General features: G+C 63.1%; 8 protein-coding genes. 4 read left to right on the top strand and 4 right to left on the bottom strand.

The annotated features are described in order from the left end of the window. Nucleotides 1-54: 54 nt before the first annotated feature. The 4 genes from ACSVDO_RS18710 to ACSVDO_RS18695 are packed head-to-tail and all read right to left on the bottom strand — an operon-like array spanning nt 55 to nt 3,702. The gene (locus ACSVDO_RS18710; protein ID WP_489593974.1) at nt 55-1,056 is read right to left on the bottom strand and encodes a GNAT family protein; all 1,002 of its coding nucleotides are present in this window, start codon (nt 1,054-1,056) and stop codon (nt 55-57) included. A 6-nt stretch (nt 1,057-1,062) separates the two neighbouring features. Then, complete coding sequence (locus ACSVDO_RS18705) at nt 1,063-2,280, bottom strand: ABC transporter ATP-binding protein (RefSeq protein ID WP_489593972.1); 1,218 nt, start codon at nt 2,278-2,280, stop codon at nt 1,063-1,065. Continuing rightward, nucleotides 2,270-3,073, bottom strand: a complete 804-nt coding sequence (locus ACSVDO_RS18700) for an ABC transporter permease (RefSeq protein ID WP_489593970.1) — start codon at nt 3,071-3,073, stop codon at nt 2,270-2,272. Before ACSVDO_RS18700 ends, ACSVDO_RS18705 begins: the two co-directional genes overlap by 11 nt. Nucleotides 3,074-3,093: 20 nt before the next feature. Further along, on the bottom strand, nt 3,094-3,702 hold the full coding sequence (locus ACSVDO_RS18695) for a Crp/Fnr family transcriptional regulator (RefSeq protein ID WP_489593967.1): 609 nt from the start codon (nt 3,700-3,702) through the stop codon (nt 3,094-3,096). A gap of 509 nt (nt 3,703-4,211) precedes the next feature. On the opposite strand from ACSVDO_RS18695, the gene ACSVDO_RS18690 reads away from it, so the two are divergent. The 4 genes from ACSVDO_RS18690 (at nt 4,212) to ACSVDO_RS18675 (ending at nt 12,697) form a co-directional block, all read left to right on the top strand. Next, on the top strand, nt 4,212-5,498 hold the full coding sequence (locus ACSVDO_RS18690; RefSeq protein WP_489593965.1) for a FecR family protein: 1,287 nt from the start codon (nt 4,212-4,214) through the stop codon (nt 5,496-5,498). Nucleotides 5,499-5,579: 81 nt separating this feature from the next. Further along, a complete protein-coding gene (locus ACSVDO_RS18685; RefSeq protein ID WP_489593963.1) occupies nt 5,580-7,547 on the top strand; it encodes a CHASE2 domain-containing protein in 1,968 nt (655 codons plus the stop codon). After that, on the top strand, nt 7,537-8,913 hold the full coding sequence (locus ACSVDO_RS18680; protein ID WP_489593961.1) for a tetratricopeptide repeat protein: 1,377 nt from the start codon (nt 7,537-7,539) through the stop codon (nt 8,911-8,913). The genes ACSVDO_RS18685 and ACSVDO_RS18680 overlap by 11 nt, the downstream gene beginning before the upstream one ends. Before the next feature lie 235 nt (nt 8,914-9,148). After that, nucleotides 9,149-12,697 (top strand): beta strand repeat-containing protein, encoded by a 3,549-nt coding sequence (locus ACSVDO_RS18675; protein WP_489593959.1) that lies wholly within the window; start codon nt 9,149-9,151, stop codon nt 12,695-12,697. Nucleotides 12,698-12,783: the final 86 nt, after the last annotated feature.

The raw sequence follows: 12,783 nt of genomic DNA, 5'->3' as shown, positions 1-12,783 counted from the left end.
AAGGGTGTGAGGACGCCGTGCAACGGCTGCCGTGCGCCGCTGCAGCCATCAAGGCTAGAGGAAGTCGGTATCCCCTGCCATCAGCCACAGCTTCAGATCGGGCGCCTGCGCGGGCATGTCCGCGGGAGCGCGAATGCTGATGTTGGCGATATGGGGAAGAAACTCGGGCGCGGTGCCGGCCAGCCGTTCGCTCACGCTGGCGCTGGCCCAGGTCGTCATCGTCGGTGCGCCTTCCTCGGCCGCGACGCGCAGCGCGGCCAGGCAGGCATGCGCCAGATGGCGCGCGGGCCCGACCCAATCGAGCCATTGCACGGCTTCGCCGGGATGCGACGGCTGGGACAGCACGATCACGCCCAGCGGCTGCAGATCCCATATGCGCCGCAGCGTGTACAGCCGGTACGCCTTGTCCGGACGCTGGATGAAGCGCCATGACAGGTAATCAGCGTCACGTATGCCTATCGTGTAGTCCCGCGTATCACGGCGCATGGCCTGCCAGGTCCGGTCTACCGTGGCGCGCAGGTGCGGCGCATCGGCGGCCAGCGGCTCGACACGCCATAGCCAGGCGGGAAGGGGCTGGCGCTGCGCGACCTGCCACTGCAGGAACGGCACGGCGCCGCCGTCGCGGCCCAATCCCTGCTTGACATGCAGCCGCGTGGAACGCGCATGCGCGAAGCCGAAGCCGACCTTGTAGGGGCGGTCGCTGCCCAGGCGCGTCGTGTACATATGCTCGCAGGCATAGAAGAACGGGTTCTTGCGCGTGAACACGCCGCGCCATTCGGGGCTGACCATCAGGTCGCCGATCTGCAGGAAATTCGTCGCCTGGCCCTGCTGCAGCATGCGCCGTGGAAAGCCGCCGCAATAGGCGATCAGTTCCTGGCGTTCATTCCAGATGCCCACGCCTTCGCCCTGGCCCCGGACGTACTTCCATTCGAACCAGTCGCCTTGCAGGCCGCTGCTGAAAATCTGGTGGTGCAGTTTGAGCACATCGTCCCTGTGGGCTGGGACCATGTCGCGCAACTCGAGGGGCTGGCCTGCAATCTGGAGATCTTTGTGCATGGTCGGTCAGCGGGGCGCTTGCGGCGGGGTGGTCACCCAGTCGCGCGGCAGGCTCACAAAGCCTTGCTCCGTGCCTTCCTGGCGCACATTGAGCCGCAGGCAATGCAGCACCTGGTCGTAAGGGTGCAGGCCATCCTCCGATGACAGGAAGCAGGTGACCCAGTAGGTGCCCTTGAGCAGCGGAAACTGCCTGAACAGGATGCTGGCCTGACCCTTGCCCTGGGCATCCACGGGAATGACGATGCCGTCGTTGACGGAAATGGCGCTGGTCACGGTGGTGCCGTTCGCGTCGGAAATGCCGACGGCCACGCCCGGCGCGGGCAGATGCGGGTCGATTTCAAAGGAAATGTCGATGGCCAGATCGGACTGCCCCGAAACCAGATGCACTTCGCTGCCTTCCTGCACGCCGGTGCGTGCCACGGCCTTGACGATGCGGCCCGTGCCGCTGGCCATGGGTGCCGCTTCCTGCACGGCCGCGGGCGTGGTCGGTGCGTTGAGGCTGGTGGCGTAGGCGCTGGTGACGTCGGCCGCATTGCCATCCATCTTGATGCGGCCTTTTTCCATCCAGATCGCACGCGCGCACAGCGCCTCCACCTGGTACATCGAATGCGAGCAGAAGAAGATCGTCTTGCCGGCTTCCTTCAGGCGCATGATGCGGTCGAACGACTTGCGCGCGAACGCGCCGTCGCCCACCGACAGCGCCTCGTCGATGATCAGAATGTCGGGGTCGGTGCTGGTCGCCACGGCGAACGCCAGCCGCACGTACATTCCGCTCGAATAGGTCTTGACCGGCTTGTGGATGAAGTCGCCGATGTCGGCGAACTCGACGATTTCGTCGAGCCGCTGCTCTATTTCCTGGCGCTTCATGCCCAGGATGGCGCCGTTCATGAAGATGTTCTCGATGCCCGTGAAGTCGGGGTTGAAGCCCGCGCCCAGCTCGAGCAAGGCCGCGACCCGGCCCTGCACGCGCAGCGCTCCCGAAGACGCGGGAATCGTGCCGCACAGCAGCTGCAGCAGCGTGGACTTGCCCGCGCCGTTGCGCCCGACCAGGCCCACGACCTCGCCGCGCGCGACCTGCAGGTTCACGTCCTGCAAGGCCCAGAACGATTGCTGCTGGGTCTGCTTGCGGCCCCACAGCAGGCTCATCAGCCGGTCGGAAGGATTGTTGTACAGCGGATAGCGCTTGGACAGGCCGCTGGCGTCGATGGCGAGATCAGATGACATCGGAGAATCCCTCGCGCAGGCGTTTGAACACCACCGCGCCCACAGCGGCAATCAGCGTGCAGACGGCCAGGCTCAGCCCGAACTGGCCCCAGTCGGGCCACTGGCCTTGCAGCAGCACGGTGCGCGTCTGCGTCATGATGGGCGCCAGCGGGTTGAGCCACATCCACTCCTGCACCTTGGCGGGCAGGACTTCGACGGGAAAGAACACCGGGCTGATGAACACCAGCGCGCTCATGGTCAGGCTCACGATCTGGCCTATGTCGCGGATGAAAAGGCCTACGGCGCTGAGCAGCCAGGTCAGGCCCAGGCACAGCGGCAGCAGCGGCAGCCAGACCAGCGGCAAGGCCAGTGCCGACAGCGGAATGTTGCCCAGGCCGATCAGATGCAGCACCAGCAGGATCGCGGCGCCGATCAGCAATTGCACGCAGGCCGAAAGCACCGTCGCCCAGGGGAGTATTTCCAGCGGGAAAACCACTTTCTTGATCAGGTGTGGCTGCTCCAGCATCAGGCTGGGAGCGCGATTGACGCATTCGGCAAAGAAATTGAAGATCAACAGGCCCGTGTATAGCCGCAGCGCGAAAGCCAGATTGCCTTCTTCGGGCGGCGCCCAGCGCACCTGGAAGATATGCCGGAACACCAGGGTGTAGATGGTCAGCATCAGCAGTGGCGCGAGCAGCAGCCAGGCCATCCCGAGCCAGGACTGGCGGTATTTGGCTTCAATGTCGCGGCGGGCGAATTGAAGGATCAGATCCGAGTGGCCGAGAGGAAAGAAATAGGAAGTAAGCTTTTTCAAGGTTCAGGGTGGCTCAGGGGTCAGGCTTTGGGCGGGGGCATGCGGCCCTCGGCAATGTCCTTGATGACCACGGGGTCGATGATGATCAAGGAGTTCCCATCGCGCACCAGTATGCGCTGGGTGAACAGCAGCTGGAAAGCCCGTGTGACGGTCTCGCGGCTGGCATTGATCATGATCGCCAACTCCTGATGGGTCGGAATCTGCTCGACCACCCGCTGGTCCTTGAGCTGGCTGGACGGCAATTGTAAGAGCAGAACGCAAAGCCGCTGAAACGGGTTGGGCAGGCTCAGCAGCGTGCGCTGCGCCGTGACTTCGCGTATGCGCCTGGCCAGCTTCTGCATCACCGCCTTGGCCGCTTCCTGGTGGCTCAGAATCACTTCGCGCACGGTGTCGGCATCAAGAAAGGCCACGGTGGACTTCATGGCGGCCACGACGAACTCCGCCGGCGGTTGGCCGTCGACCACTGTCAGTTCGCCAAAATAATCTCCGGGATCGACGAAGTACAGGCCCACGCTGCGCCCGTCCACGGTGAAGTCCAGGCCTTGAAGACGGCCATCGACCAGAAAGCCCAGCTCGAACACGCTCGCATCCTTGGACAGCACCATGGCCCGACGTGCAAACGAACGCAAGTTCATTCGGCTTGAAAGCTTTTCCAGCTCCTCACGTGTCAGCGACTGCAGCAAAGGGAACTGTGTCAGGAGTTGAACCGAAACGGGCATAGGCCGAGAGTGTATCAATCAGATGCAGGCCACCACCCTCGGTAACCGCCAAAATGCCTCAGGAGCATTGCAATGCCTTGTGAACCACTGCATGGAAGCGCGTGCCACGGGGACCGATGAAAACCAGCGTGAAAGTGTGTCAATATGCTGCATACCCAACCTAGGATGCGCGCAGAATGGCAGCCCAGCACCCGCTTGTCCTATTGAAACACTATATGAGGTGAGCCGGTGAGGGCGTACGGTTCGATATTCCGTGGATGTGACTTTTTGTGTGACCGGGCGCACAGACGTTTCCATCACTGCTCGGCAATACTACTGTCAATTATGTTGGGGTGCGCACTATGACGATGAGCAGGATATTCCGGTGTTCGGTGATCGGGGCAATGCTGGCCGGTGGCGCAGCTGCGCACGCGCTCACAGTGCAGCCTCTTGTCGCCCAGGCGACTATGGTCATAGGTCAGGTCAGCGTCGTGCATGCCGACGGCAGCGCTTCGGCCATGACGCGCGGCTTCGAAGTGCGCGTCGGCGATACGGTGCAGACCGAGCTGGGCGGCCATGTGCACCTGCGCTTCGTCGATGGCGGAAGAGTCAGCGTGCGCCCCTCCAGCCGGCTGCAGATCGACAGCTACGGCTATTCGGAAACCGATACCCAGGCCAGCGCGATCAAGTTCAAGCTAGAGGAAGGCGTCGTGCGCTCCATCACCGGAGAGTGGGGTGCGGCCGCGCGCCATCGCTTCCGCCTGAACACGCCGGTCGCGGCGATCGGTGTCAAGGGCACCGACTTCCTGGTCAAGGCCACGTCCGATCTGACCTCGGCCTCGGTGTTCACGGGGGCCATCTCCGTGGCGCCCTTGCTCGGCGCCTGCGGCGCGGGCCTGGGCCCGTGCCAGGACGGTCGCCTGCTGTCCGAAGACATGAAAGGTCAGGTGGTCGAGCTCGGCCGCCTGCAGACCGCTCCACGCATCGTGCCGTCGACCGATCTGACCGTGGCCTCGCTGCCCCAGCAGGCTGTTACGCTGGCCGAGCGGCAGACGCAGAACGTAGGCACGGCCGTGCTGGTGGCCTCTACAGACAAGCCCCTGACCGAAGAGCAGGTAGCCGCCGCGGTCAATACGCTCAAGCCTACCCAGCCGCAGGAGCCCACGGTGCCCACGGTGCCCACGGTCCCTACGCTGCCTACGGAGCCGCCGCCGCCCAAGACCCTCAGCTGGGGCCGCTATACGTACGGCCAACTGCTCACGGGTGACACATTCAGCAAGGAAATCAGTGTCGCCATGCTCCAGGCTTCCGAGCGCCTGGCCAGCAACGGCTCGTATGCGCTGCTGCGACCGCTCGAAGACGGCAAGCCCATTGCCTTTGCCCCGGGTTCGGGCTCGGCGCAATTCCGCCTGGAAGGCGCCTCCGCGAGCGTTCTGCGCAACGGCCTGGCCACTACGCTCGAGCATGTGAGCGTCACTGCCGCAAGCCTGGGCGTGAACTTCGACAACAGCACCTTCTCCACACGTCTGGATGTACAGGGTGCGCAACTGGGCAAGGATGTGATCCAGGCGTCCGGCACCATTTCAAGCACCGGCCTGATGCGGTCGGTCGGCGGCAACAGCATAGTGCAGGGCGGCCTGAGCGCCGATGGTCGCGAAGCTGGCTATCTCTTCCAAAAAGGCATACCTTCGGGGACATTGCAGGGCATTACCGTGTGGGGACGCTGAAATGAAGCATTCCCTGAGCGGCTGTCGTCGCCCGTGCGATGGACCACAGCAGTTCAATGTGTCATGGACAGTTGAAGTGTGATGAAGCAAGCGAAGTTTTTGCGGCCACTGATTCCGGTGCTGGCCTGGTTGTTCGCGCTTTGCCTTTGGGCGCTGCTCGCCATCTGGGGCGCGGCCTGGGTGCAGCCGTTGCAGGAGCGCGCCACCGATCTCGTGTGGCGTGTGGGGGGAGTGCATGCCGAAGAGCGCCGCCTGGTGCTCGTGGACATTGACGAGTTGAGCCTCAAGGAGCTCGGTGCCTGGCCCTGGGAGCGCGAGCGCACCGCGCAGCTGATGCAAAAGCTCTCCGAGCGCGGTGCCGACCAGCAAATCTGGGACATCGTATTTGCCGACGAACGCCACGGCGTTTCGGTGCTCAAGGCGCAGATCGAGCAGAGCAAGCCCATACTTTCGCAAATCTTCGCGCTTCCCGGTCAGGGTGACGACATCCAGGGCGGGCAGCTGGCTGGCGCGCTGGACTGGCCTTCGTGCCCCGCGCCCTTCGAGACTGCGAGCGGCTATCTGGGCAATCATCAGGAATTGACCGAGGCCGGCGCCATGGTCGGCCACATCACGCCGCGCCTGTCGAACGACGGCATCGTGCGCTACCAGCCCGCGGTGCTGTGCTTCGCCGGCCGCGCCTACGGCGCGCTGGCGCTGGCCGCCCTCATGCAGGCCGGAGGTGAAGACAAGCTCGCGCTGGTGCGCGGTAGCGGCTGGCTGGACCCGCAATGGTTGCTGCAGGGCGCGCAGGGCGGCTTCCCGCCGGTGCCGCTGCAGGCCAACGGCGATGTGCGCCTTCCCTGGCGCCTCGCGCCCGACAGCTTCGTGAGCATCTCGGCCGCGGACATCCTCGCCGATCGCGTGCCGCCCAATCTGCTGAACAACGCCTGGGTGCTCGTGGGCAGCAGCGCGTTCGGGCTCAATGACCGCATTGCCACGCCTTTCAGCAGCGCCGCCGCAGGCATGCAGGCCCATGCCCAACTGATGCTCGCCGCGATGGATGGCCGCGTCCCTTACACGCCCAAGGGCCATCTGCTGCTGCAGTCCTGCGCCGTGCTGCTGGGAATGTGCCTGCTCACCGCGCTGCAGCTGCGCCGCCGCAGCGCGCCGCAGGCGAGCCCGGGTCGGCGTTCGGTTTTTTCCGCCCAATGGCTGCCCCTGGCCGCCGCGGGCTGGATCGTGCTGCTGCTGCTGACCCATGCGGTGCTGCTGCTGTGCGGCAATCTCTGGGTGGCATGGCTGCCTGCCGCGGTCGCCGTGCTGGGCGGGGCGCTGCTGTGGGCCGGGCTCGAGCATGCGCGCAGCCGCAAGGACCGTGATCGCCTGTATTCGCATCTCTCGAGCTATCTGCCCCAGCCCGTGGCCGCGGCGCTCGCGCTGCAGCCGCCTTCGAGCGCCATCAAGGCCTCGATCCGCCAGGTCAGCGTGATGTTTGCCGATATCCGCAACTTCTCTGCCTATTGCGAAGGCCGGCCCCCCGAGGAAGCTGCGGCCGTGCTGCATGCGTTCTTCTCGCGCGCCACCGATATCGTCGAAGCCGAAGGCGGGGTGATTGAAGCGTTCCAGGGCGACGCCGTGCTCGCCGTCTGGTATGACGGCGCAGCCGGCAATCCTTCGCATGCGCAAAGCGCACTGCGCGCCGCGGTGCGGCTGAGCGCGGGCATGAAAGGCGTGCTGCCCGACCCCGCACCCGCCGGTCTCGAGCCGTTGGCGCTGGGCATAGGCCTGGAGTGCGGTCCCGCGATGGTGGGTTCGTTCGGCCGCGCCAGCCGCCGCACGCACATGGTGCTGGGCAACACCGTGACCATTGCCAACCGCCTGGTGGCCATGACCATGGATCTTTCCCATCCCATCCTGGTGGGCGAGGGCATGGCCGCCCAGGTCGGGGCGTCGCGCCTCGAGCCCATGGGCACGTTCATGCTCGACGGCATGCGCGTGCCGCACCACATCTGCGCCTATCCTCTGACTCCCGAAGAGTCGGACAACGACTCGGTGCATGAAAATTAAGCAGCGCCGCATGCTGCCCACGCGGGCATTGGTTGGCGCACTCCTGCTCTGGGCCGGCGCAGGCTCGGCGCTGGCCGCCCAGCCCCAAGCCTGCGCGCCCGCGGCCCAGGCCCGGGCCGCGACCACTCCCGAACAACTGCGCGGCGTGCTGCCGCAGGAGCTGCGCAAGCTGTCCGAATGCCAGCAAGACAGCGCCTGGCTGGCCTGGGTGGGCTGGGCGCTGAACCAGACCGGCCGCTACGCCGAGGCCGTCGACTACCTCGAGCGCTCGCTGATGCTCGATGCCGAGCCCTTGCGCGTGCAGATGGATTATGCAATTGCGCTAGCGGGCAGCGGTGACGGCATGGCTTCCATCCAGCTGATGCAAAGCCTGCTGCAGGAGCCCATGCTGCCCGCGCCGCTGCGCGCCACGCTGACGCAGGAGGTCGCGCGCTGGACCAACCCGCCCGAAGCGCCGCAAGGCTGGCGCCACCGCGGCTATGTAGTCGCCAAGCTGGGCCATGACACCAATCTGCTGGGCACGCCCGACCTTTCGAGCCTGGCGCTGACCATACAGGGACAGATCGTGCAGCTGCCGCTGGATGCGAGCTATGCGCGCCAGCCGGGCAACTATGCGCGCACCGACCTGGGCTGGACCGCGCGCAACGGCCCCTGGCTGCTCTCCGCGAGCCTGGGCGCGCGCGAAGGCCTGCGCTCGCAGGCGCAGGCGGGCCTGCGCCAGGTGCAGGGGCTGGCCGAGTATTCCGCGGCCTCGCACTATGTGAGCGGCAACCTCGCGGCCTTCAGCAGCGATGTCGGCACCCGCTTTCGCACCGCGGGGCTTGCAGGCGGGCTGCAGTGGGGGCGCGACAACTGCGCGCTGCGCACCGGCATGGAGCTGCAGCAGCGCAGCCTGCTGGACAACCGCATTCTGTCGGGCCGCTATGTAGGCGCGCTGGTGCAGCACACCTGCGAGGCGCGCGGCGGCAATGCCTGGCCGCTGGGAATGCAGTTTCTGCAGGCCAGCCTGCGCTTGGGCGAGGACCGCCCGGACCAGTCCGAACGCGCGGGCGGCCCGCAGCAGCAAGCCATGCTGCGCCTGGTTGCGGTGGGGCAGGGTCTGCGTCCACGCGACCAGTGGCTGGTCGATGGAGAGGTATACTTACAAACCGACACAACGGGTTACAGTCCCCTGCTGGAGGACGCTTCGCGCCGCCGCATCAGCCGTCAGGCGCTGCGCGCCGAATACAGCTTTCCTCTGACGGAAGCGGGCGCGCAGGTCTGGCAGCTGGCTCTGGGCCTCGAATGGCAGCGCCAGCGCGCCAATCTGGTGCTTTTCCAGCAGCGCAACAAGGGCGCCTATATGGCGCTGCGCACGCAATGGTGACGGCGTTGCTTAAAAGCCGCAGGTCAACGCACTGCGAAAACGTGTGATCCGGATCACCAATTAATTGTCTCGACCAATCCTAAGATGGGCGCAGATTTGGATCAGTGGCTTGCCGAGCATAGTTTTTGGTCGGGGCAGGCAAACAAACATTGGACAAATTTGTATGGATAGGGCGCTCAGGTGCCTGCCCTGTATGTAACGAGTTTTTTTTCAACAGTCCTCCAAGGAAAACCAAATGGCTCTCCCAATTTTTGGCGCACAAGCTGCTGTCAGCATTGTCAACCGCGCGTTGTCCAATTCTTCGCCAGCACACAATGTGTACCTGAACCAGGTTTCCAACGCTGGCGTGTCCGCTTCGTCGGAATACGCTTTCGCTGGCCAGCTGGGCGCTTCCTACGCTGTGGGCAAGACTCCTGCCGAACTGGCTGAAATGATCCTGGCCAACGTCGGCATCAGCGCCACGACCATCCCCGCAGAGTCGTATGACATCCTGCTGGCTGCTGGCACGGACTACATCGCCTTCCACGGCACGCAAAACATCGGCATCATCGCCCTGCAATTCGGCCAGATCATCTCCGGTCTGGAAAACGACGTGACCTTCGGCAACGCTGCCAAGGCATGGAACGCAGAAGTTCTGGCTGCTTACAACTACTCCACGAACCCTGCCAACGGCACGACCCAAACGGGTGAAGGCGTTCCCGGCAACTCCAACATCATCCTGACCGTTGGTCAAGACAACCTGGCCGGCAGCGGCGCAGACGACACCTTCAAGGCCAACGTTTCGCAAAACGCTCTGGGCCAACAGGTCAACACGCTGGGTTCGGGCGACATCCTCGAAGGCGGCGCTGGTTTCGACACGCTCGACGCCAAGATCACCAACGGCTCGTTCGTTGGCGGCTCGATCAGCCAGCCTATCCAGCCTGAAACCAACAGCATTGAATACATCAAGCTGCAAGCTGTTCTGGCTGACGTCAATGCACAAGACAATGGCAAAGACCAGGTCTATGTCAACGCCAAGGACATGGTCGGCGTGAAGACCATCTCGTCGAACTACTCCGACGCCAGCCTGACGATCATGAACCTGACCACCAAGGGTTCGGCTCAGCTGTCCGACCTGACGGTCAACATGTCGTACACCGGCAATGCTGACTCGGCTTGGGACGAATCCAACTTCAAGGTGCTGTTCGATCAGGATTACCTGACTCCCGAAACCACCCTGGGCACGGCCACCGTCGACTTCCTGGCGATGAACGAAGACAACTACGACGCGTCCAATGGCGAAAACCCACTGACCGGCGTGTTCTTCCGTACCCTGAACTTCACGCTGAACGGCGTTGAGTACAACCTGGCTGCCTACCTGGGCGAAGACGCCACCGGCGCTGGTGACGAAATCAACACGTACCAGGACTTCCTGGATGCAGTGACCGCCGGTCTGGTTGCCCTGAAGGCAGACCACCCCGAAAACGCTGCTCTGCAAAGCGTGCAAGCCAGCTTCGGCCGCCAGTTCACGACCGACGTGAACCCAGTCACCCTGGAACTGCGTGAAGGTACTGCCATCCGCCTGACGGCCGACGGCCAGACCAACGGCGTTGCCAACACCCTGTACGTCGATTCGACCGATCTGGAAGTTGCACGTGCCGGTCAAGCCACCGTGCCTAACAACAACCGTTACGAAATCGCCGACGCTACGCCTCCCCTGGAAGGCTCCAAGCTGGGCATCAATGTCGAACTGGAAAAGGTTGGCCTGGCCGGTGACGGCGGTGCGTTGGTGATCGGCAGCATGAACAAGGCTGACGACGACAATATCTGGGACACAACCAACACCACGGTTGCCAAGACCACCAACGGCATCAACGAGTTCTACGTGACCGTCAAGGGCAATGCAGACAAGTCCAGCTCGCTGTCCGAACTGCGTTCTACCAACAACCAGCTGAAGGTTGTGACTGTCAAGACCGACGCTGCTCAGACCGGCACTTTCGCCAATCTGACCATCGGCAACGACAACACGTCCACTCCTGATGGTAGCTATGTCAACTCGCTGAAGGACGTGCAGACGTTCGACGCATCGGGCTTCAAGGGCGACCTGAGCCTGCAAGCTGCGCTGACCAGCGAAGTTGTGGCCAAGTACTTGGATCTGAAGGACCAGTCGCCTGCTGAAGCCGCTGCCGACAACGCAGCCTTTGTTTACACCGGCGGTACCGGCAACGACACCATCGATCTGCAAGTGACTGCTGAGAACTTCGCATTCAATGGCACGGCTACTCGTGAAGACTTCAGCGTGAACCTCGTCGGCGGCGCAGGCAACGACGAAATCATCCTGACCGTTGTGCAAGGCAATTCCGACCAAGCTGCTAGCTCTGCCGGTGGTACCAGCAACTGGTATGTCAACCAGGTTCTGAACGCCAACCTGCGTATCAACGCTGGCGAAGGCAATGACATCATCCGTACCCCTGGTTCGGGCAATGTCATCATCGACGCTGGTTCGGGTGACGACACTGTTTACGCTGACAACACGGGTGGCAAGGCTGCCTGGGTGCTGAACGCAACCTTGGGTCAAGTTGACCTGGCTGACATCCAGTCCAGCGCAAACAATTCGTACAACTTGTTCAAGGGCGAAGCACGCGTTACGTTCAAGGGCTTCGAAGCACAAGCTGTGATCGCTGACCGCAATGGCGTGATCACCGATCTGTCGATCAACCAAGCCATCAAGAAGGCCATCAACGACAACGCTGTCCTGAACAAGCTGCTGGTTGCTGAAGACGGTCCTGCCAACACCCTGGTGATCACTTCGCTGATCGACGGCGCGCCTCTGACGGCTGCTGACCTGGGCTTGTCGTTGGTTGCTCCTACGACGCTGACGTCTGGTGAGCTGGCTCAACTGAACACCTGGTATGGTATTAGCAACGCCAGCGTTGCTACCAACGCAGTTGCTGCAGATGCTTTCAATAACGTCGCTAACACGACTTACCTGAAGCAGCTGGCAACGAGCGGTGGCACCGATGTTGAAGGCAGCATCAGCACCCACACGTCCGATAACACCATCACTGGTGGTCTGGGTAACGACGTTCTGGTTCTGGGCACTGGCCTGGCAAGCAACGACACTCTGGTGTACACCGGCTACGGCAATGGTACCGATTCGATCGTGAACTTCACGGCTACGATCGCTCCTCCTGTCGTTGGCGCACCTGCTGCTGCAAACGTTGCTATCGACGTTACTGTCCAAGGTGACGTCGCTGTTCAAGAAGAGTTCGAAGCTGTCTTCACTCCTGAGGCCGGTGCTACCGCTTACACTTTTGACGGCGTGACGGTGAACGTGGCTGCTGGTGCTACTCCTGCAAGCATTGCTGCGGCGTTTGACGGCTTCACCTCTACTAACTGGACTGCTACAGCAAACGGCTCCGTCGTGACCTTCGTCGCAGTGTTGCCTGGTAACCCAGCTGACGCAGTTGCTACTGACTTCTCGGCGGTGACGACAACTGTGACCGGCAACGGTGACTTCATCGACTTCAGCAGCTACGGCGCTGTTGCTGTATACGTGGGTGGCTCGGTGAGCGTTGCTGGCGTGTACTCGGGTGGTGCGCTGTTCGAAGGTGCTGCTCCTGTTGCTCTGGGCGACAAGTACATCACGCTGATCGAAAGCTCTACCAACCCCGGTTCGTACACCGTTCAAGAATGGACCGAAGCTGGCGCCCTCGGCGGTGCCGGTGACACCGTTCAGCTGATCGGCGTGCTGGACTTCGGTTCGACGCAAGCCTTCACCAACGACGCTACCTTCATCATCTGAAGCTAAGTCGTCTGGCATCTGCTAGCAGATGCCTCTGACTCACAAACCCCCATTCCGGCAACGGGGTGGGGGTTTCCTTTTTTGCG

This window comes from Comamonas sp. DB36, from assembly GCF_057914905.1.
The sequence above is the reverse complement of the archived record's forward strand: the minus strand, read 5'-3'. Positions and strand labels throughout refer to the sequence as shown.